The 21,927-nt window shown below is 37.1% G+C and carries 24 protein-coding genes; 5 read left to right on the top strand and 19 right to left on the bottom strand.

Annotated features, from left to right (window positions below):
• Positions 1-3 precede the first annotated feature (3 nt).
• Positions 4-447, bottom strand: coding sequence for a methyltransferase family protein (locus tag GWJ01_RS15460; RefSeq protein WP_100160255.1), 444 nt, complete (start codon positions 445-447; stop codon positions 4-6).
• A 352-nt stretch (positions 448-799) separates the two neighbouring features.
• Between GWJ01_RS15460 and phoH the strand changes: the two genes are divergently transcribed.
• Positions 800-1,585, top strand: a complete 786-nt coding sequence (phoH, locus tag GWJ01_RS15465; protein ID WP_109393881.1) for a phosphate starvation-inducible protein PhoH — start codon at positions 800-802, stop codon at positions 1,583-1,585.
• A gap of 100 nt (positions 1,586-1,685) precedes the next feature.
• Here the strand turns inward: phoH and GWJ01_RS15470 are convergent, their stop codons facing one another.
• From GWJ01_RS15470 to GWJ01_RS15490, 5 genes are all read right to left on the bottom strand, one after another.
• Positions 1,686-2,531, bottom strand: coding sequence for a siderophore-interacting protein (locus GWJ01_RS15470; RefSeq protein WP_109393880.1), 846 nt, complete (start codon positions 2,529-2,531; stop codon positions 1,686-1,688).
• 392 nt (positions 2,532-2,923) lie between these two features.
• The gene (locus tag GWJ01_RS15475; RefSeq protein WP_006536506.1) at positions 2,924-3,307 is read right to left on the bottom strand and encodes a DUF805 domain-containing protein; all 384 of its coding nucleotides are present in this window, start codon (positions 3,305-3,307) and stop codon (positions 2,924-2,926) included.
• 670 nt (positions 3,308-3,977) lie between these two features.
• Entirely contained in the window at positions 3,978-4,139 is a 162-nt protein-coding gene (locus GWJ01_RS15480) for a DUF2474 domain-containing protein (RefSeq protein WP_161711268.1), read from the bottom strand.
• A complete protein-coding gene (gene cydB / locus GWJ01_RS15485; protein WP_161711269.1) occupies positions 4,120-5,127 on the bottom strand; it encodes a cytochrome d ubiquinol oxidase subunit II in 1,008 nt (335 codons plus the stop codon). Before cydB ends, GWJ01_RS15480 begins: the two co-directional genes overlap by 20 nt.
• Positions 5,117-6,451: a cytochrome ubiquinol oxidase subunit I gene (locus GWJ01_RS15490; protein ID WP_109393878.1), complete on the bottom strand. Its 1,335-nt coding sequence runs from the start codon at positions 6,449-6,451 to the stop codon at positions 5,117-5,119. The genes cydB and GWJ01_RS15490 overlap by 11 nt, the downstream gene beginning before the upstream one ends.
• A gap of 137 nt (positions 6,452-6,588) precedes the next feature.
• Here GWJ01_RS15490 and GWJ01_RS15495 point away from each other — a divergent pair, with 137 nt between their 5' ends.
• Both GWJ01_RS15495 and GWJ01_RS15500 read left to right on the top strand, forming a co-directional pair.
• Positions 6,589-8,004 carry an aminotransferase-like domain-containing protein gene (locus GWJ01_RS15495; protein ID WP_109393877.1) on the top strand — a complete coding sequence of 472 codons (1,416 nt, stop codon included), beginning with the start codon at positions 6,589-6,591 and terminating at the stop codon, positions 8,002-8,004.
• 114 nt (positions 8,005-8,118) lie between these two features.
• A complete protein-coding gene (locus GWJ01_RS15500; protein WP_109393876.1) occupies positions 8,119-8,688 on the top strand; it encodes a HutD/Ves family protein in 570 nt (189 codons plus the stop codon).
• Positions 8,689-8,744: 56 nt separating this feature from the next.
• On the opposite strand, the gene GWJ01_RS15505 is transcribed toward GWJ01_RS15500, so the two are convergent.
• Entirely contained in the window at positions 8,745-9,356 is a 612-nt protein-coding gene (locus GWJ01_RS15505) for a LysE family translocator (RefSeq protein ID WP_109393875.1), read from the bottom strand.
• 161 nt (positions 9,357-9,517) lie between these two features.
• On the opposite strand from GWJ01_RS15505, the gene GWJ01_RS15510 reads away from it, so the two are divergent.
• Positions 9,518-9,982, top strand: a complete 465-nt coding sequence (locus GWJ01_RS15510; RefSeq protein WP_023582027.1) for an Lrp/AsnC family transcriptional regulator — start codon at positions 9,518-9,520, stop codon at positions 9,980-9,982.
• Positions 9,983-10,085: 103 nt separating this feature from the next.
• Here the strand turns inward: GWJ01_RS15510 and GWJ01_RS15515 are convergent, their stop codons facing one another.
• Together GWJ01_RS15515 and bla are read right to left on the bottom strand one after the other, a co-directional pair.
• Positions 10,086-10,310, bottom strand: coding sequence for a hypothetical protein (locus GWJ01_RS15515; RefSeq protein WP_109393874.1), 225 nt, complete (start codon positions 10,308-10,310; stop codon positions 10,086-10,088).
• 181 nt (positions 10,311-10,491) lie between these two features.
• Positions 10,492-11,388, bottom strand: coding sequence for a class A beta-lactamase (bla, locus tag GWJ01_RS15520; protein WP_109401795.1), 897 nt, complete (start codon positions 11,386-11,388; stop codon positions 10,492-10,494).
• Between the two features lie 171 nt (positions 11,389-11,559).
• On the opposite strand from bla, the gene GWJ01_RS15525 reads away from it, so the two are divergent.
• Positions 11,560-12,438 carry a LysR substrate-binding domain-containing protein gene (locus GWJ01_RS15525; RefSeq protein ID WP_109394035.1) on the top strand — a complete coding sequence of 293 codons (879 nt, stop codon included), beginning with the start codon at positions 11,560-11,562 and terminating at the stop codon, positions 12,436-12,438.
• 70 nt (positions 12,439-12,508) lie between these two features.
• Here GWJ01_RS15525 and lhgO read toward each other — a convergent pair whose 3' ends face one another.
• The 10 genes from lhgO to GWJ01_RS15575 all read right to left on the bottom strand — a co-directional run bounded on the left by lhgO (position 12,509) and on the right by GWJ01_RS15575 (position 21,884).
• The gene (gene lhgO, locus GWJ01_RS15530) at positions 12,509-13,711 is read right to left on the bottom strand and encodes an L-2-hydroxyglutarate oxidase (protein ID WP_109393873.1); all 1,203 of its coding nucleotides are present in this window, start codon (positions 13,709-13,711) and stop codon (positions 12,509-12,511) included.
• 15 nt (positions 13,712-13,726) lie between these two features.
• Positions 13,727-14,440 carry a FadR/GntR family transcriptional regulator gene (locus tag GWJ01_RS15535; protein ID WP_109393872.1) on the bottom strand — a complete coding sequence of 238 codons (714 nt, stop codon included), beginning with the start codon at positions 14,438-14,440 and terminating at the stop codon, positions 13,727-13,729.
• Entirely contained in the window at positions 14,441-16,408 is a 1,968-nt protein-coding gene (locus tag GWJ01_RS15540) for a TRAP transporter permease (protein WP_109393871.1), read from the bottom strand.
• 12 nt (positions 16,409-16,420) lie between these two features.
• Complete coding sequence (locus GWJ01_RS15545; RefSeq protein ID WP_161711270.1) at positions 16,421-17,455, bottom strand: TAXI family TRAP transporter solute-binding subunit; 1,035 nt, start codon at positions 17,453-17,455, stop codon at positions 16,421-16,423.
• A gap of 413 nt (positions 17,456-17,868) precedes the next feature.
• The gene (locus GWJ01_RS15550; RefSeq protein WP_161711271.1) at positions 17,869-18,381 is read right to left on the bottom strand and encodes a DedA family protein; all 513 of its coding nucleotides are present in this window, start codon (positions 18,379-18,381) and stop codon (positions 17,869-17,871) included.
• Between the two features lie 68 nt (positions 18,382-18,449).
• Positions 18,450-19,271, bottom strand: coding sequence for an energy-coupling factor ABC transporter ATP-binding protein (locus tag GWJ01_RS15555; protein ID WP_161711272.1), 822 nt, complete (start codon positions 19,269-19,271; stop codon positions 18,450-18,452).
• Entirely contained in the window at positions 19,255-20,100 is an 846-nt protein-coding gene (locus tag GWJ01_RS15560) for an energy-coupling factor ABC transporter ATP-binding protein (RefSeq protein ID WP_161711273.1), read from the bottom strand. Before GWJ01_RS15560 ends, GWJ01_RS15555 begins: the two co-directional genes overlap by 17 nt.
• Entirely contained in the window at positions 20,091-20,795 is a 705-nt protein-coding gene (locus GWJ01_RS15565) for an energy-coupling factor transporter transmembrane component T (RefSeq protein ID WP_167392445.1), read from the bottom strand. The genes GWJ01_RS15560 and GWJ01_RS15565 overlap by 10 nt, the downstream gene beginning before the upstream one ends.
• Before the next feature lie 2 nt (positions 20,796-20,797).
• The gene (locus tag GWJ01_RS15570; protein WP_098942621.1) at positions 20,798-21,379 is read right to left on the bottom strand and encodes an ECF transporter S component; all 582 of its coding nucleotides are present in this window, start codon (positions 21,377-21,379) and stop codon (positions 20,798-20,800) included.
• Positions 21,380-21,455: 76 nt separating this feature from the next.
• The gene (locus GWJ01_RS15575) at positions 21,456-21,884 is read right to left on the bottom strand and encodes a PPC domain-containing DNA-binding protein (protein WP_075670997.1); all 429 of its coding nucleotides are present in this window, start codon (positions 21,882-21,884) and stop codon (positions 21,456-21,458) included.
• Between the last annotated feature and the right edge of the window lie 43 nt (positions 21,885-21,927).

Genomic DNA, 21,927 nt, shown 5'->3' on the forward strand with positions numbered 1-21,927 from the left:
AGGTCACATCCAACGACGAACGTGGCGACAATATTGTTGCCACGCTTGTGGAAATAATTCACTTAAGATTTTCTCTTCACGTACTATCGTATAGCGATCAGTAATAAAGTAAAACGCAATTGCAGCTCCTAAAAAACCCCAATTACCAAAAATAAAAAATAACCCGATACTGATATCTAAAAAACCAAGATACATAGGATTGCGACTTATTTTATAAGGACCACTTGTCACTAATTGTCGAGGTGTGTGATTGGGATTAGGAGATGTTTTTTGTTTAATAAAAAAGGAGAGGCAATAAAAAAGCCAGATCCCAGAAGTCGTAATAGTGAGTAAACCGAGATAAAAAAAGAAGCCCATTTTAAGAGAGCCAGAGTGAAGTTCAAAACCAATAAATGGAATGAGGTTAAGTAGTAACCAATAAACAAAAGGCAATCGTAAGAAATTCATTTATTCCCCCCAAAAAATAACACTTATTGTTATTTTTATGTTAAGTCCATCTCGTTATAAATCATCTCAGTATTGAAAATATTTTTATTTTGTCATTATACTGTCATAAAGCTTCGTTAATTTTCACTCTAACTCCATGATGGGGAATATGAATGACAGAAGCAATGGAAATATCTCGTTACTCACAGAAAACCGGCAACAACCCGTTCATTGATGTTTAATGTTCAGGATTGTGACCGGTTTTTTGTTTTCTGCGACTAAATAGAGTCTGAAGGGGACTCACCGGTAAGTGAATGGAATAAAAACAGAGATGTCGATGACTTTTTGAAGACTAACAAGGGTAAATACCACTATGAGTAGACAAAAAGCAGCAACACGTTTACGCCGAGAAAATAAACGCACCTCACGTAAAGAACAACGTAATGGAGCACATCGAGATAATGTTATGGTTTTACCGGGATTTGGGGATATTGATACCATTGGCATGGCGAGAGAAAAACGCGATGAACGTGTGTTATCTCCTCGCAACGAAGCACAGCGCCAATATATGAATGCAATTAAGCATCAAAATCTTATTTTTGCCACAGGCGAAGCTGGCTGTGGTAAAACCTTTCTTAGTGCCGCAATGGCTGCCGAAGCTTTAATTAATAAAGAAATAGAACGTATTATTGTTACTCGACCAGTATTGCAGGCAGATGAAGATCTCGGTTTCTTACCCGGCGATATTGCTGAAAAATTCGCACCGTATTTTCGTCCGGTTTATGACGTATTAGTGAAACGCTTAGGTGCTTCATTTTTACAATATTGTTTACGACCTGAAATCGGTAAAGTTGAAATTGCACCTTTCGCTTATATGCGGGGGCGTACTTTTGAAAATGCATTTGTTATTCTAGATGAAGCGCAGAATGTTACGGTAAATCAAATGAAATTATTTCTAACCAGAATGGGTGAAAATGTCACCGTTGTGGTTAATGGCGATATTACCCAGTGTGATTTACCTACTAATGTACCGTCTGGATTAGCAGATGCACTGATTCGATTTGAAGCTAATAATCGAGTAGGAGTGATTAAATTTATGCAAGAAGATTGTGTGCGCTCTACATTATGTCAGCATGTATTAGCTGCTTATAATGATTAAATAGGCGTAGGGATTTTTGTATAAAATAAAAAAGGCTGCATATTATTGAAGGATTTAATATGCAGCCTGTACAGCCAACACTTGATCTTTAATTTATCACTCAGTTTACGTCTTCGTTATCCATAACATGATGACGTTCAGCATGATAACCTTCTTCGTCATAACCAAAACGCCAATAAGGAATGGCATAAATTAAACTACGATCGTAACCGTTATCACGACGAATATGGCGTCTTAATGCACGAATAATTTTGTCTTCACCCGCAATCCAAAATGCCACATCTTCAGCAGGCAATTCCCATGATATAAATTCATTAATTAAGTTCTGGGTTTGTTCTTCTACTGAGCCAATTAACCAGATTATCTCTAAGCCGCTAGGGTGTTTAATTTCTTGACGATGTGTTTCGTCTTCTACTCGTATAACAACTTTTCCTTGAACATTAGGCTGCATGGTTTCAATTAAAGCCATTAAAGCTGGTAATGAACTTGGGTCAGCTGCCATATAGTAATGTGACGCAGGTGCTAATAAAGGATCAGGGCCACCCGGATTAGTGATCCCAATATAGTCGCCTTGCTTAGCATTTAGCGCGAAATCAATAGCAGGACCTGCATCGTCATGTACGGCAAATTCAATATCTAACTCTTTTTGCTCAGGACGAATAGCACGAACACTATAAGTACGTACAATCGATCTTGGTTCGCCTTCAGGCCATTTAGGGCCTTTTTCAGAAAAGCCCGGTACGGTAGGTTTAACTTGGCCTTCTAAAGGTAAGAATATTTTTAAATGTGCTCCCGCAGTATCTGCTGGATAAGTATCTAAATCATCGCTAGTAAAGGTAATACAGCGCATTCCTGGAGTGACATCAGTAATACGTTTTACTTGAACTAGGCGAGGAGGTGCTGGTTTATAAATATTTTTTTCTTGAGGTGTTTTTTGGTTACTCACGTTTTTTTACCTGACTCATTTAATTGTTTTATCGACGTAGATATTATCATTTTCAATTAATAATGATAGTCATTATCAATATTAACATTGATTTAGTAAAGGAAAGCGTATTTTTTACTTATATTGTGTGACTAAGTTCAAACTCATAACAAAGAAAAACTTAAGGATCAATGCAATAAGCATAGTGTAATAACGTGATGGCGTTAATTAGAAACGTTAGAAGCAAGTAAAAATACCAAAGTACAATGCGGGAGGAGATGAGCCAGTGTTATTTTATTTAAAGAAAGGAATGTTTTTAGATCTTTGTAACAAAGGTAGGAAAATCAATTAATACAGTGAGTATACTTAATCTAGTTACACTCACTGTATTGTTATATTCATTCAGTAATAGATTAAGCTTTAGGATCTGGGCCGAATCTGTTGTCACCTTTAGTACCTTCAAGGCACATAAAGACAAAAACAATTAATCCACCAACAGCGGGAATAAATGCAAGTAAAAACATCCAACCTGATTTATCTTGGTCGTGGAAGCGACGAATAGTCACTGCAAGGCTAGGGATAATAATAGCTAAAGAGTAAATACCTAAAATGATACCAACAATTGAACCTAATCCACTCATTTCACCCGTATTCATGTCTATTGATGAAATCACAATAGCATATAGGATGGTAATAATAATGGTATTTACTAGAGTAAACATCCAATATTCTTTTCTGCGAGCACGTCCTGAAAAGTTAGCATAATTATTTTTAATGACTTCCAAATACCAATTCATGATTTCATCCTTAATTTAGTAGCAACAATGAGTAAGCCTAGTGTAAGTGATCTTTCTTAGCAATTAAGATAAATCTAAATTATCAAAATATGTATTTTGAACAGACATCATCAATTATCCATCCTTTTTTAATAGGGAGTGGATTTAATTCTTGAATTAATCATATGGCATATCTAAATGACACATTTGGTGTGTCTTTATAAAATAATACAGATATGAACCTGCTAGGCGGCGATATCATAATTACTTTGGAAACTTAATTCAACATTCATTCCATCTTATTTATAGAGAAGATAGCTTTTTATAGGATTTTTTATATCTTTATTTATCGTAATAAATGCCTAAAAAAGATTTTATCTCTTATTTTTAATCAAAAATGATGTATTTAAAATGATTTTATCAAGGTGTTTGATTTAAATTTAGTTAATTATGGATAAATGAAAATATTTGCTTTTGTGTTTTATTTTTATAACAAAGAAATTTATATAAAAATTAATTACTAAAAGAGTATTTAATAAGAATAGGTTAAGTTTTAATGACATTAAAGAGTCGTTCACTATCTTAAATAAAGATAAAAGGGCTGAAGATAACTTCAGCCCTTTTTTTACTTCTATTCTATAGTTTACCGTATTCGGTGCTAGTTGATTATATTGCTGTATGTATTTTGCCTTTACTTGACTTTCATTCCGGCTAACGTCATTAAAAAACGAAAGAGGGAAGAAACTGCGAATAAGGCTAAAACACTACAAAACCAAATAGTAATCAACCATCCCCATCTTTTTAATAACGAGTGTTTGCTTTGTATTTGTGGATCAGTGATAACCTTCTTCATAATTTGTTTTTCCTCTAAAAACGTAATAACTCCAGAATGTGTACACGAGAATAATTGGAATAATAAACAGTGCGCCAACTAGCATAAATCCTTGGCTTTCTAGCGGTGCGGACGCTTCTACAAAACTAATTGCAGGTGGAATAATGTTAGGCCAAATACTGATCCCTAATCCTGCAAAACCTAAGAAAATTAAGGCCAGCACACCAAAGAAAGGCAGGTAATGTCCTTGTTTTTTCACTGAGCGTAAAATTAACCAAGTGCTATACAACACTAAAAGAGGAACAGGTAAAAAGAAGAACAGGTTTGGTAATGTGAACCAACGTTCAGCAATTGCAGGTTGTGCTAATGGTGTCCATGCACTAACCGCTGCAATGACTGCAAGCATAACAAGTGTAAGAGGTTTAGCGACCTTATATAGACTCTGCTGTAAATGACCTTCGGTTTTCATAATTAGCCAGCCACATCCTAATAAGGAATAGGCGATAACTAATCCAAATCCACAAAAGAGTGCAAAAGGGGATAACCAGTCAAAATAGCTACCTGCAAAAGTGCGATTAACAACTGGTAAACCTTGAACTACGCTACCAACGACAACGCCTTGCATAAAAGTGGCTAAGATAGATCCAAAGATAAATGATTTATCCCAAAAACCTTTGTGATTTTCATCGGCTTTAAAACGAAATTCAAATGCGACACCACGAAAAATTAAGGCGACAAGCATTAATGTTAGAGGCATTGCTAAAGCATCAAGAATAACCGCGTAAGCTAATGGAAAAGCACCAAATAATGCGGCTCCTCCTAGAACTAACCATGTTTCGTTGCCATCCCATACTGGAGCAACGGTATTCATCATTAAGTCACGATCTTGGTCGCTTTTAATAAATGGATAGAGCATACCGATACCGAGATCGAAGCCATCCATTACAATATACATTAATGTACTAAATACGATGATGACGAACCAAATAACGGGTAAATCAATTCCCATGATGAACCTCCGGTGTACCTTTACGGATCAGTTTTAACATATAGGCATATCCAACACCGAATACAGAGCTATAAACAACTAAGAAGATCAGCAAGCTTATACTCATATGCATTTCGCCGTGTGCTGATACGGCATCTCGTGTTCGTTGTATGCCATAAACAACCCAAGGTTGACGTCCTACTTCAGTTGTAAACCAACCGGCAAGAATAGCGATAAGTCCTGAAGGCGCCATTAGAAAAGTTAGGCGTAAGAAAGCTTTAGATTCATAAAGTTTCTTTTTATATCGTAGCCACGTTCCCCAAACACCGACTAAAATCATTAACATACCAAGGCCAACCATAATGCGGAAAGACCAGAAAACGATAGGTGAGTTAGGTCGGTCTTCTTTTGGAAACTCTTTTAATGCAGGAACTTGTTTTTCTAAGCTATGGGTTAAGATCATGCTGCCAAGATAAGGAATTTCTATCTTATATTTAGTTTCTTCAGCATCCATATCCGGCATACCGAAAAGGATCAGTGGTGTTGCTTCACCCGGTTTATTTTCCCAATGGCCTTCAATAGCAGCAATTTTTGCAGGTTGATGTTTTAAGGTATTTAAACCATGAATATCACCAATGAGTGCTTGAATGGGGGCTAAAATTAAAATCATCCACAACGACATTGAAAGCATCTTTTTCATGGCTGATGTTTTATGGCCTTTGAGCAGGTGCCACGAGGCAGATGCAGCAATAAAGAAGGCCGAAGCAAGGAAAGCAGCAACACCCATATGAGCAAGGCGATAAGGGAATGATGGATTGAAAATAACCGCGAGCCAATCTACAGGAACAACTTGGTTATTTATAATTTCAAACCCTTGTGGTGTTTGCATCCAGCTATTTGAAGCCAAGATCCAAAACGTAGACATTAATGTACCTAATGCCACCATACAGGTTGCGAAAAAGTGAAGTTTTTCGCCTACTTTATTCCAACCAAACAGCATCACACCTAAGAAACCAGCTTCTAAGAAGAAAGCGGTAAGAACTTCATAAGTGAGTAGAGGGCCTGTAATTGAGCCCGCAAAATCAGAGAAAAAACTCCAGTTGGTTCCGAATTGATAGGCCATGACCAAACCAGAGACAACGCCCATAGCAAAGTTAACAGCGAATATTTTTGACCAGAAATGAAATAACGCTAAATAATCCTTATTGCGAGTTTTTAACCATAAACCTTCCAATACGGCTAAAAAGCTAGCCAGTCCGATGGTAATCGCAGGGAAGATAATATGAAAAGAAACTGTGAACGCAAATTGGATACGCGCCAAATCAAAGGCACTTAACCCAAGCATAAAAAACCTCGTTTTATTGATATGTAAATATAAATTGCAGGTAAATCGTGTGGATTAGTAGACCATATGACAGTAAGCTATAATAGTGACAATAAGTTTAAAAATGACTATAACAGTTTTGAGGTGAACAGTTTTATATGACTCGATATGAACAGCTTGCAGCGCAAATACGCCAACAGATTGAAGATAATATCTGGCAATCTGGTGACCGTTTACCTTCATTGCGGGATACGGTGAAACAATCAGGTTTAAGTTTAATGACTGTTTTACAATCGTATCAGTTATTAGAAAGCCAAGGATGGATAACCGCACGACCACAATCAGGTTATTACGTTGCTCATCGTAATACACGCTTTGGTCAAGTGACAGCCAGTAAAGGGCTACACATGAGTGAAAATGTTGAGATAAGCACCTCTATTTTCAATGTCCTTCAAGCATGTAAAGATCCTGAAATTATTCCTTTTGGTTCCGCTTTCCCCGATCCGAGTTTATTTATTCAACCTAAATTAAGTAGTGCATTGGCTTCTGCTGCAAGACATCTAGCGCCCCAAAGTTCGGTGATCAATCTGCCTCCGGGAAATGAAAAGTTACGCCGTAACATTGCACAACGCTATGCATTACAAGGAATTCATGTCTCTCCAGATGAAATTGTGATTACTGCTGGTGCAATGGAATCATTAAGTTTTAGTTTGCAAGCTGTTACCGAACCGGGTGATTGGGTTGTGATTGAGTCACCTGCATTTTATGGTGCATTACAAGCCATTGAACGTTTGCGATTAAAAGCGATTGCCATTAGAACAGATCCTGTAACAGGAATTTGTTTAGATGAACTCGAAAAGGTAGTGGAGCAATACGATATTAAAGCCTGTTGGTTGATGAGCCATTGTCAAAACCCATTAGGTGGAACAATGCCCGATGAGAATAAAATAAGGCTGGTGGAAATATTAGCGAAGAAACAGATAACGCTAATTGAAGATGATGTCTATGGCGAACTCTATAACAGCCAGAAAGCACCGATGCCAGTAAAAGGTTTTGATAAAACAAATAGCGTTTTACATTGCGCTTCTTTTTCTAAATGCCTTGCACCAGGATTTCGTGTGGGCTGGGTTGCGGCAGGAAAACATGCAACAAAAATACAGCAGTTGCAAATGATGAGTACAGTTTCTGCCAGTATGCCAACACAACAAGCTATAGCCGATTATTTATCACAAAGTGGTTATGATACGCATCTTCGCCGATTAAGATTATTGTTAGAACAAAGGCGTTATCGGATGTTGCAAGCGATACAAACGCATTTACCTGAAGATGTAAAAGTGAATATTCCATCAGGAGGGTATTTTCTCTGGTTAGAGTTTGAGTCAACATTTGATGCCAATAAACTCTATCACTTTGCATTAGAACGAGGTGTCAGTATTGCGCCGGGTTCAATGTTTTCCACCAGTTCCCAATTTAATCATGCATTCCGTTTAAACTCTTCTTTTCAATGGAATAGTCGTACTGAAAAAGGAATGGAAATTATTGGTGAAGGATGCAGAAAATTACGACGTAAATAGCTGACGTCAGCGCACATTTTTAAAAGTTAGCTATTGATTTATTGACGGTAATCTCCAATGATTAATCCTTAACCTCATTATCAGACTGATAGCCAGATATTGCAGGAGGATACAATGAAGCTACGTTGTTTTGATCAGCAAGAGTTACCGTTTATATCATGGAATAATCAAAAAGGCACAACGCAAGAAATTGTGTGTTGGCCGGTTAATAATGATTTTTCATGGCGAGCGTGTTTAACCTCTATCGAAGAGAATAGCTCATTAGGACAGTTCCCTGACATTGAACGGCAAATAGTGCTATTAGAAGGTAATGGCGTCAATTTAAATAGCCCTGGTTTTCTTAGTCATTCCGTTACAGACTCTTATCAGCCTTTTGATTTTTCAGGTGATATCCATGTTAAATCTGAACTTATTAAAGGTGGCGTAAAGTGCCTAAATATCATGGTACGTCGGACGTGTTGGAAAGCAGAAACGACCTTAGTAACACGGCCACTTATTTTGCCTAGTTCTCATGCAGGGTTAATTTATGTCACTCAAGGCGAATGGACTTTAATAGGCGCGACTTGTCAGCGTTTGTCAAAAGGCCAAGGCGCTTGGTGGTTGCCTGATATTCGTGAAGGTGAAATAAGACCGTTAACCACAAATTGTCAATTACTATGGGCAGATATTCGACCACTTAAATAGAGGCATTTTTGTGGTCAAATACTGACTAGAATAATAAATAGTGCTTAGGATTAAGGCTAATTTAAAGCCAGATTAATAGCTGCAAAAGTGAGTAATCCTCCTGCAATGCCATCGTTATAGCGGCGACGTTTTTCACTTAAACCACCTTTTAAGCCAATATAAGCAAAAAAGGTGCCGAGCAGACCATAAATAATTAAGCAAGTCGTGATAAATATCCCAGATAACAGCAATGATTGTGTTGCTACATCATTATGATTATCAATAAAGTTTGGTAAAATAGCGAGATAAACGAGTAGTCCTTTAGGATTAAGAAAACTGGTTAAAAAACCTTTACGAAATAGATGTGAGGTTTTTGAGGCATCTAGGGCTAATTGACCTTTTTTACAGGCTGATATCAGCATTCTGATTGCAAGATAACTAATATAGAACACACCAACCCATTTGAGTAAATGAAATAAAATGGGTGATGCTGATACTAAGGCGGCAAGCCCTAACGCACTCAGTAATGCATGGGTTAAATAGCCTGATATAACGCCAGTATTGGCAATCCATGCTGATTTCATACCGCCAGATAGCCCTTGAGATGAGATAAAAAGAATATCGGGTCCAGGCGTGCAGATAAGCGGTAGAACAGTCAGTGCGAATAATAATAAAGTGTTAAATTCCATCTTTTCACCTGATAGAGATAGTTTAAGAGAAATATCGTTTTTGCTGTGAAATTTAGCGGAAAGATTATATGATGTTTTCGAAAAAATCGGGTTGCTTTGTTGCTAACAAAAAGAATTAATTGGCAATAAAATTCCACAAATAGAATTAAGGTTAATCTTTGATGTCAATAAAATTAGATAAGATAGATAAACATATTTTGCAGGTGCTTCAACGTGATGGCAAAATCCAGAACATTGAACTGGCAAAAGAGGTTGGACTCTCACCTTCTCCTTGTCTTCGTCGCGTGCGTTTACTCGAAGAGTCTGGTGTGATCACTCGTTATGTTGCTGTATTAGATGGTAGTAAGGTTGATGCAGGGTTATCTTTATTTGCAAGGATTTGGTTTAGAGCACAAGATGCTGAAACTATTGAAGAGTTTGTAAAAGCTATCAAGGTATTACCTGAAGTGGTTGAATGTCATTTAATGGCTGGTGAATGTGATGCTCTTATTCGCATCGTTACTAAAGATTTAGCAACGTATCGTCGTTTTCATGCCGATTATTTAACACAAATTCCAAGCATCCAAAGTATAAAAACAGAAGTACCAATGGAAACAGTAAAAGTGAGTTTTGCTTTACCACTTTAATTTTCTACACATTTAGATTTAGTTAATTTAAATCATCACACGAGATATTTTTAATAGAGAAAGCCTCTAGTTAATTTAACGGAGGCTTTTTTATAACTGTAAATTAAACTATCCAGCTTTTAATAAACCGATATATCTCGGGTGTATAAAGCAACATACATAAAAATAATGAAGCACCAATAAAATAGAGCTCAAATGACCAAGTACATAAAGAGACAATAACTAACATTAATAGGGTAAGAATAACGATACAAAGTCGGATCTGAGTGAGTGTAATTTGACCTGCACAGGATAGTAATTCACCTATTAATTCAAATAGATCAGACATCTTACTTCCTTAAAATAAATCCATTTAATAGAAGCCAGTATATTATGCTTGTTTATTACAGTCTAATTGTTTTGCCTGTATGTTATTTTATTTATATTATTATGTGTGTTTGTAATAATAGAGCCAATTAATAACTCTATTATTACATTTAATTTCTTATCTAGATTATCAATAAAGAAATTTATTTTGTTTGAGGTGGATTAGATATCTCTTTTGTCACAATTTCAGCAGCTTTAGCAATAATATCTTTACGATATTTTGCATCTTGTTCTTGTTGTGTGAAATAAATGACTAAAATTAATGGCGCATGATTTTCAGGCCAAATGACGGCAATATCGTTAGTTGTACCATAATCACCACTGCCAGTTTTATCCCCAACAACCCAGTGTTTTGGTAAACCAGCTTTAATACTGTGATCACCCGTTGTATTGCCTTTTAACCAAGTAACAAGTTGTTGACGTTGAGATTGACCTAGCGCGTCACCTAATGTCAGTGCTTGAAGACTTTTAGCCATTGCAATTGGAGAGGTAGTATCACGAGGATCACCATGAATTGCTGTATTTAATTCAGGTTCTTTCCGATCTAGGCGATAAGTTACATCATTAATTGAACGTGCAAATTGAGTGACTTTGGCTGGACCTCCTAAATAATCTAATATCTTATTCATTGCTGTATTATCGCTATATTGCAATGTAGCAGCACTTAATTCAGCCAGAGTCATTCCTATTGTTAAATGTTTTTCTGTAATAGGGCTGTAAGCAACTAAGTCAGATTTTTTAATCGTAATATTCTTATCTAATAATCCGGCTTGTTTTTCACTCGCTTTTAAAACGGCAGCAACTGCCATAACTTTACTTGTACTTGCCATCGCAAAGCGTTCTTCACCACGGTATATTATTTGTGAGTTATCTTCCGTGTTGATTAATGCCACGCCTAAACGACCTTGGCTATATTTTTCAAGCGTATTTAATTGCTCTTCAACTGTATTATTGTTGTCAGCCCATAACATTGGTGATGCTAATAGAGATATTAATGAAACTGCGATCGCGGCTATTTGGCGAAATGTTGTTTTAAACATAGTCATTGTTGCTCATATTAAGTTAATAAAGAAAATCTCAATATAAATAGACAGTTATTGGGTAGATATAGAGCCGTTTATTTATAAGGTGCAATATCCTATTTAATTGATTTATTGACAATCGATAATAAATCACCTTAGCCTATAGAAAATCTAATGGCTAAGAATATTATGCGAACACATCTCCCCTTAAATGCATTGCGTGCATTTGAAGCTTCTGCAAGACATCTTAATTTCACCAAAGCGGCATTAGAGCTGTATGTCACTCAAGGTGCTGTTAGCCAACAAGTGAGAATGTTAGAAGAGCGACTTGGTGTTGTTCTTTTTAAGCGTTTGCCTAGAGGCTTAGAAATGACGGATGATGCTCAAATCTTATTTTCTGTATTAACAACAGCTTTTAGTGATATTGAGCGTGTATTTAAGCAATTTGAACGTGGTGAATATCGCGATGTTGTTTCAATTGCGGCTGTCGGCACATTTGCAGTGGGATGGCTATTACCTAGGTTAGCCGAATTTAGGCAGTTATATCCAAGAATAGAAGTGAATTTAAGAACAAATAATAATGTGGTCAATTTGGCTACTGAAGGATTAGATTTTGCTATTCGATTTGGTGAAGGTTTATGGCCATTAACACATAACAAAGCATTATTTTCTGCGCCATTAACGGTATTGTGTTCATCGGGTACGGCGAAACGTTTACAACATCCAACTGATTTAATAAATGAAAACTTATATCGCTCTTATCGAGAAGATGAGTGGTTACAATGGTTTGCAAAAGCAGATATGTCGCCTATCAAAATAACGGGCTCTATTTTTGACTCTTCACGCTTAATGATTGAAAGCGCTATTTATGAAGGAGGCGTTGCATTAGCACCAGCAAAAATGTTTTCAAGAGAAATTGAAAATGGCCAGTTAGTGCAACCGTTTAAAATAGAAGTTGAAATGGGCAAATATTGGCTAACATATTTAAAATCAAAGCCAATGACAGCATCAATGGAAATATTTCAGCAATGGTTAATGAATGAAGCGTTAAAAGAATGCAGTGAGTAATATAAAAATAAAAAAGCACTGATTAATTTCAGTGCTATTTGTTATTTTTACTCACAGTATATTTTTTCAATTACAAAGAAAAATGCTCTTTTACTATTTCTCTGCCTATTTCAATAGACGCTGTTGCAGCTGGTGATGGAGCATTACAAACATGCAGTGAACGTTTACCTTTTACAAAATGGAAATCATCTACTAATTTCCCTTCGCGAGTTAATGCTTGGGCTCGAACACCGGCAGGGCCCGGATGAATATCTGCTTCGCGTAAATCAGGAATGAGTTTTTGTGCATTTGCGGTAAATAATTTACGTGAATATGAGCGTCGAAGCTCTGCCATTCCTTCACCTAAATAATTTCCAGCAATTTTCCAAAATCCTTTATAAGTGAGAACTTCGGCGAGATCTTTTAAGTTAATGTCGCTTTTTTTATAACCTTCACGCTTAAAAGCTAATACCGCATTAGGTCCAACGTCACGATGTCCGTTATACATGCGTGTAAAGTGCACACCTAAGAAAGGAAAATCAGGGTTAGGAACAGGGTAGATAAGATGATTTACTAAGTAGTTTTTATTGGTATTAAGCATAAAATATTCACCACGGAATGGGACTATTTTCATACCTGTGTCATAACCTGCCATTTTAGCAATACGGTCACTAAATAAACCGGCACAATTAATTAACCATCTGCCTATAAATTGGTTATTGGATGTCGTAACCGTGACAGTGTCATCGGTTTCATTAATTGCTGTAACCGCTTGTCCAAATGCAAATTCGCCACCACGAGATTGAATAATTTCAACGTGTTTTGCTGCAATTTCAGGATAATTCACAATACCCGCATCAGGGACTAATAGGGCAGCAATACCATTAACATAAGGCTCTCTGACTTTAAGCTCTGCTTCAGTCATTTTGATAACTTCAAGTCCGTTTTCAATGCCACGTTGATAAATATTTTCTAAGGCTTGTAACTCTTTTTCATTAGTAGCAACAATGACTTTGCCACAACGATCATAATAGAGATTATGTTGTTGGCAAAATGCATACGTTGTGATGTTGCCTTGTTTTGCTAACCTCGCTTTAAGACTCCCTGGCGTGTAATAAATACCAGAATGAACAACATTACTGTTATGCCCACTTTGGTGAACAGCGGGGCCAGATTCTTTATCAATCACTAGTAATTTCAGTTCGGGGTGACTCTCTTGTAGTGCACTTGCAACCCCTAATCCGACTAATCCCGCACCAATAATAATCACGTCATAAGTCATAATATTATCCATTTTATAAATTTAAAATTAACAGGGTTCTTGTTTTAAGCGCTTTAATTTGCCTCTTACATTGGTCAAATGAAGACGCATTCTATGGCTTGTTTCATCGTGATCTTGTTGGCGTATTGACTCGAGAATTGCCTCATGTTCTGCGATAACACGCTCTGTTTCTGCCTCTCGCCCTTTATTTTGACTTAATGAATACATTAAGACACCAAGATAAAGCTCATGCATATTATCTAAGATCCTGACAAAAAAAGGGTTGTGTGCGGCAACCATAATCGAACGATGAAATTGATAATCTTCTTTATGACCAATGCTTTTGTTTTGTCTTGTCGCCAAAACAAAAGCGTCGTGGGCGTTTTCGATAGCGCGTAATTCTTCTGGTGTTCGACGTAAAGCGGCAATAGCTGCCGCTTCATGTTCAATGACCTCACGCATTTCAAGCAGTGAATCTATCTCTTCAGGGCAAGCTATTTCCATAACTAATGGCTCATATTTACTGAGTATAGAATGGTCAATTACACGGCGGCCGCCCCCTTGGCGTGAAGTTACAATGCCACTGGCTTCTAAGACACCTAATGCTTCTCTGATGGGGACTCGACTGACGCCAAAGGCGTCAGCAAGTACATTTTCAGAGGGTAACTTTTCACCAATAGGGTATGTCCCGTTACTAATATTTTGCTTTATCTGCTCAAGAATTTGATGTGACGCTTTTTGGCGTGAGATCTTTTGTATCATCTAGTTTTCTCCAGATGCATGCCTCATATTGGCTAACTGTTTTTTAGACCGTAATAAATGGAATGCACCGGTTAATAGGATCAAGGCGACACCTAAAAGGTCGGTATATAAGCCCGGTTTAATCATTAGAATTGCCGCTACTGCAAATGCAATACGCTCAAACCACGTTGTTTTAATCATCCAGAAGTTTGCCGTTGCGATACTTAGTGCATAAATTCCGATTAATGCACTAATAATCATTAATCCAATAGAAAGTACACCTAAATTATCACCTTGCATCAATAAAGCAGGGTTATAAACTAAAATAAATGGAATGATAAAACCAGGAAGTGCTAAACGAACTGCATCCCATGATGTTTGCATAGGATCGGCTCTTGCAATACTGGCTGCGGTATAACTTGCTAATGCCACAGGTGGTGTAATATTGGATAAAGCACCAAACCAGAAAACAAAGAAGTGAGCCGCTAAAGGCATTACACCCGCTTTAATTAAGATAGGTGACACTGTAACAGCTACGACAATATATAATGCTGTTGAAGGTAAACCCATACTTAATACAATACACACTAGCATAACGACTAATAAGATCATCCATAATGTGTTATCTGTCATTGAGACAATATTAAATGCTAATGTTGCACCGATACCTGTCATTGTAACAACACAGATAATGACACCTATGGCAGCACAAGCGATAGTCACTTGAACAGATCCACGAGCAGCTTCAGCCAAGGCGTCGGCCACTTTAGTTAACGTCATACGGACTGATTTATCAGGTGTAATCCAGCTTGCAACAATAATGGTTAGAATACCTAAGAAACCTGCATAAATAGGTGTTTTGCCCACTAATAAGGTGCCAATAACAATAACTAAAGGCAGTAATAATAAACCACGTGCTTTTAATACCGCTTTAACTTGTGGGATATTCTCTTTACTTAAACCTTTTAATCCTTGTTTTTTAGCTTCGATATCAATCGCCATAATTAATGCTGCGTAATACAACAACGCTGGAATAATCGCGGCAATAACAATCGTGGTATAAGAAATCCCTAAAAAGCCCGCCATAATAAATGCGGCAGCACCCATAATAGGTGGCATTATCATACCGCCTGTTGATGCAGTTGCTTCTACGGCGCCTGCAAAGCGAGGTGTTAATCCAATGTTTTTCATTAAAGGAATGGTAAAGGTACCAGTTGTCGCTACGTTGGCGACGGCACTTCCACTTAATGAACCAGTTAATGCAGACGAAATAACAGCAACTTGGGCAGGACCACCACGACGACGACCCGCAAGAGCAAGTGCTAAATCATTAAATAGTGCTGTTGCGCCACTCACACTTAAGAACGAGCCAAAAAGAATAAAGACAACAATTGCTGTCGAGGCTGTTGAAAGGGTGATCCCAAAGATACCTTCACTGGTCATAAATAAGCGGTATAACAATCTTTCTACAGAAAATCCTGCATGACCGAAAATCCCCATAAAATACTGACCAAATAAAGCGTAGATAATGGCAAATGTAGCAAGTCCTGGAATAAAGTAGCCAGTGGTTCTTCTTGCTGCTTCAAACAGTACAATAATTCCTAATATTGCCATGACATAATCGGTCGTATTTGGAATACTTTTTCTCACAACGTGAAGATCGACATAATTAAAGAAAAAGTAGCCATAACTGATTAATGTTAAAGCAATAAAAAGATAATCCCATCCATTAAATTTAGGCGTTGAAAAACGCTTAGAGAATGGAAACAAAATAAAACCTAAAATTAAAATACCGCTAAGAAAAATAGTATTACGGTAAAACTCTTGAGTATTTGATAATGCGTTGGAATAAATAGCATAAAGCGAAATTAATATTGCAAGAGTTGTGGTAATTTTCAGGTAAATACCTGCAAGTTGGCGATTGCCGGAGCTTGCTTCTTTATCTAATGCAGGTGGCTCTACCGGAGTTAGGTGGTCATTGTTAGTCATAACTCACTCCTGTTATTTATTATTAGTCTGCGTTTGAGCTTCTGGCGGAATAAGATAATCAGGGATCTCTAATCCGATTTCTTTGTAGTAGCGGTAAGCCCCTAAATGTAATGGTACAGAAACACCTTTTAATGCATTTTCTGTGGTGATGTACTTGGCTGCGCTATGAACTTGATGAACTTCAGGCAGGTTCTCAAACATGGTTTTTGTCAGCTCATAAACTAAATCATTATCAATGCTGGTTGTGGTCATTAAGATATTAGGTTGAGCAATCGTATTGACCATTTCAGCTTGACGAGGGTAGGTGTTGGCGGGTATTTCAAATCGAAACCATGAATTTGCCACATGATTGATATCATCAAGTTGCTTATCTGTGACTTCGAGTAATTTTGCACTGACACCACTTGCATACATATCAGTTACCGCTGAAGCAGGCACACCAGCAGGTAATGCGCCACCATCAAGGCGACCATCCCGCATGGCAGAAACCGTATCACCGTATCCAAGATATTCTGGAGTGATATCTTTCTTGGTTAAATTAACGCCTTTAAGAATAATAATTGTAGATTGTTCAGTACCGCTGGCTTGAGGGCCAACAGAAAAACTTGTTGTACGAATATCGTCTAATGTGCCTGTTTTTACTTTGTTGTCCATTAAAACAAAGTGCTCAACATTGGGCCATAACATAGAGATTGAACGAAGATTTTTTTCTGGTTTACCTTCAAAATTACGCACACCTTCATAGGCTTCTACGGCTAAAAGGCTTTGTAATATTGAAAGTTGAGCTTCATTTTTCTGCATTAAATAGATATTTTCTATTGAACCAGCAGAAGATTGCCCAGTGACTTGAATGCCTCTATCCTTAAGATGCGTACTCCATACGTTTGCTAAACCCACTCCCATCGGATAATACGTTCCTCCTGTTGAAGCGGTTGCTACAGAGAGAAATTGTTTATTCGCATTCTCTTTTTTGCCGATTACTGCTAATGAGATAACAGCAATAACAGCAACAAGACCGATGGCAAGCTTTGTTTTTCTTATTCTCATGATGTTGTTCCTGTACATAAAAACGCAGGTGAATGTTTCACACTAACTTGTATACAACATGACAACTTTTATAGAAACAAGGAACGTTAAGAAATTGTGAAGTAGCGTAATGAATTTAAAACAATAAAATAACAATTTGTGATCAACGTAGTAATTATGCAATTTTTAATCATAATTATGGTGATAATCATAAAACACAAAAGAAAATATCAATAACTTGCTAGAGAAACGATAAAATGAGCTAAAAAACAACCTATTTATCGATAATAAAAAATAAAATGAAAAAATAAAGGATCAGAAAATCGTTAAATAATTCGATAAAAAAGAGGATAAATAGACCATTTTTAGTGTTAAGAAGATAAATAAAGGTTAGCAGTAAAGCTTGGTAGTAAGCTTAGTCGTAATTAAAACACTTATAAGGTAATGGAAAGCACGCCTGTTGCAATCAGTACAAACATCGCTGACCAAATTAATGCAGAAATAGCGCTGGTGATGTAAATACCGTATGTGGGTAGTTTTAATAGGCCAGCACTAAAAGGCGTTAAATAACGAAATACAGCGAGGAATCGAGAGATAAATAAAATATAGTGGGTCTTATTTTTTAATAACTGTTGAACTCGATTAATTTTTGATTGATAACGCTTAACCCATGCCTTGAGTCGAGGAAATCGATAAATAGAACGACCTAATTCATAGCTAATAATCGAGCCTAATAGTGCACCACAACTGGTTGCTAGCCAAAGAAAGATAGGTGAGTAAAGAGGCAAACAGGCACCAAAAATAAAGATTAGCATTAAAGATGCAGGAGGTAAGAATGAAGAAATACCAATAGTCGATTTTCCTGCCGTGATTAAGGTAATGGAGAGAAAAAGTGTAAGAGGAGATAAATGACCTAACGAGTCTAATAGAGTGTGAATAATTTCCATTTTATTATCTCCAGCAACAAAATAAACAACATCGAACGCTAATAATAGAGAAATAAACCTTAAGATTATTATGAGTTAATTTTATGATTTTTATTTATTTCAACTAACATTTTAGCCCATTCAATAGGGGAATTTTTTGTTGGTAATTTTAATTTTTGGCTTAATGAGTATAGCGTAGGTGCAGGTATATCTGAAAGAGATTGCAATGTTGAGTTCATTAATACCTTTTCAGGTACGTCATCAGCAATTAATTTACCTGAAGATAAATGAATGACTCGCTGAAAATGGCGTGCAGTAAAGTCCAGATCATGGCTAATAGCAAGAACAGATGTCCCTAATGTTTTTTGTACTTGAAGCCAATTTTTAAAACAAGTTAGCCAATGCGCATCAAAATCGCGAGTAGGTTCATCAAGCAGTAATATTTGAGGGGATAGAATACTTAAACTGGCGACGGCAACCATTCTGCGCTGGCCAGCGTGTAAATCTAAAGGATGAACATCAGCAACATCACTTAAACCACAAAGTATTAATGTTTCATCTAAACGTTTTTTAATTTCATCTTTAGAAAACTTGCGTTGTTTCAGGCCAAAAGCGACTTCTTTTTCTACTGTATTATGAAATATTTGTCGTTCAGGCTCTTGGAATAATACACCAATATATTGAGCACGTTGCTCGGCTTTCATTTGAGATAATGACTGATTATTGAGTTTTACCTCACCTTCATTGGGTGTTAATAATCCCGCAATTAAACGTAATAAGGTTGATTTACCCGCACCATTATCACCAACGAGTGCTACCCATTCACCTTGATCTAACGTTAAAGATAATTGAGAAATACAGGATGGAACATCTTCACTCCAACGATAGGACACTTTATCCAGCTGTAGCATAAAACTCCTTAAAAGCCTTAAGCAAAGCTTTATCGTTATTTACAATATTTTTGTTCCAATAATGGTTTTCAACTAACCAATTTAAAGCTTGCCATGAATCAGGAGCATTAATTGTTGAAAATAAGAAAGGAAATATATCTTCTAAGGTGCCTGTTGCTTTTGTTTTTCCTACTTCTAACAATAAAAATTGTTCACTAAGCGTTATTGCAGGTAATAAGTTACGTTCAAAAATAATCACACTGCATTTATGTTCTTCTGAATATTGTTTTATACGTTGTTGTAATTGTTGTGTCGCATTAGGCGTTAAACGATTAAATGCTTCATCAAGTAATAATAATTTGGGGTGCATGGCAAGGGCACTTGCAATCACAACTCGCTGAGCTTCTCCGCCCGAAAGTGTAGAAGGGTGGCGAAAACGTAAACTGTCGCATTGTGTTAATACCATTGCTTCTTTTACACGAAATCGAACTTCATTATCGCTTAATCCTAAGTTTTCAGGACCAAAAGCAATCTCTTGTTCTACAGTAAAAGCACAGCCTGAGAGCTGTAATTGGGGGGATTGTTGAACGAGTTGTCGTCCTGGGGCCAGCGACACTAATCGGCTTTTATCTAGAGCAATATTTTGTACAATTCCCAAACCTTGCACTGAGCCTGTTAATAAATCGGGATACCAACCTGCTAGTAATTGGGCAAGAAGGCTTTTTCCACTGCCATTACCTCCCAAAACAACAAGCCATTCTCCTTGTTTTAATTGCAAATCAATAGGGCCAATAATCGGTTGCTCATCGCCTTTAAGGGTAAAACTAAATTGCTGAAGACTTAGTACCATAGCCAAATAGCTCCTTCAACAAAGATAAGCAGTAAAATCAAATAGCGAAACATCTCTTGTAGTGGGGTATCAGCAGGAGGATAAAGGGTAGTTCGTTTTGCAATAATACGAAACCCTCGCATATCTAATGCAGCACTACGAATAGTTAAGTCACTTAATACATGGCTAATAAGTGGCAAGATAATGGCAGGCAATGTTATTAGACGTTGCCAAAATGAACCATCAAGAGGAACACCTCGCGCTAATTGTGCTTCTCTTATATTATGTAATTGTTGGCGTAATTGTTCTACAAGCAGTAAAGGCCCTGCTAATAAATAGGAAAGGCTCATAGGTAGGCGACTAGCAAATAAAGCTCTGATAAATTGTTCGGTTGAAGTGTACTGCAACCACAATTGAGCACTGCTTATTATTGCTAATAATCTTAGCCATAGCGTTATTGCCATAGTTTGTTTACTGGTATCTAAAATGCCACCTGTTAACCAATATGCAAGCCAACCGCTATGAACTAACCATAAGCCTATTGCCATTGGGATCATCAACCATATGATAAAGCGCCAACGCCAGCGAGAGGCTTTCCAAAGTAATAAGCTAATAAAAGTACCACTGCTGATAATCAGCAGTGGTAAGCTTAATGATAAAAAAAGCACACTAGCACTTAGCCAAAGCCATAATGCCAATGAGGTAAAGGGATGCATTATCAGCGAACCTTAGCCATTGCAGGGAAATTACGTTGTGTTCTTTGTGGTAATTGACGTACTAATAACCAAGCAATAATTGCTGATAATATTTTATCGGCAAGATTTGCACCTAATACAGTAATTGCAACAGATTCAATAAGCCCTTCACCAACAGCATGAAAATAAGCGACAAAGAAATCTGCGCCACTTCCAGTTGCACCACCAAATAAATAAGTACGAATTGGAACAGCGACAATCATCAGCGCTAAAGTAATGACAACGCCTGAGCCAATAACACGAATTAAAGAGCGAAAACCGCCTGCACGCGCTAATAAACCTGCACTTAATCCTATCATCATGGCAACAGGTGCAAATGCGGCAGCCATTGGACCACTAATTAACCCCCATAATAGGTTGGTTAATAATCCAGTAAATAATGCAACCCACGGCCCACCTAATAATGCACAGATAAGTGTGCCAATAGAGTCTAAAAAGATAGGAAGTTTGACCATAGAGGTGATTTGACCACCGATCATATTTATTGCAATAGAAACAACAATGAGCACAAGAGTACGGCTCGAAATTTGAGGAGTTGTAGACATAGTTTAAAAACCTTTACAAAGGATAGTGACTATTGGTTTTATTATTTTGCGTCAATAGTGCTTTTTTATAAAAAGGCTATTTACGCGGTGTGATGACCAACTCCTCATAACCAGAGTGTTCACAAGGCTGACGGCTAAAAGTCACTTGCTCTAACTCACCAATAACGAGCTCTAGCGTCGTGCGCACTGTACAACCTGGCATCATATGTCCACCACACATTAATCCATTTTCATCTGAAACCGCTAAATGCAAATGTTCACCTTGGTCATCTAATGTTCCAATCAGTGAAACAATTTCAAATTTACCTGTAAGATAGCGATTTTCTTCGCGACCTGCAAAGCGTAATACCACATCTGTTAAACTTCCCACACAACCTGCAATAAATGCCGATTTCAGATTTTGTTCTTTAATAATCTGTCGTAATGCCATAATCACATCCTCATTAGGGAGAAGGCGAAGTGCAATAAATCGAGCATGAGAAGAAAGATGAGGTGATTGTAGCATGGTGTTATCCTAAACGATTGACGGGTGTAAATAGGAAAAGCGA

The sequence above is a fragment of the Proteus sp. G2618 genome, from assembly GCF_009915995.1.
Taxonomy (GTDB): Bacteria; Pseudomonadota; Gammaproteobacteria; order Enterobacterales; family Enterobacteriaceae; genus Proteus; species Proteus terrae.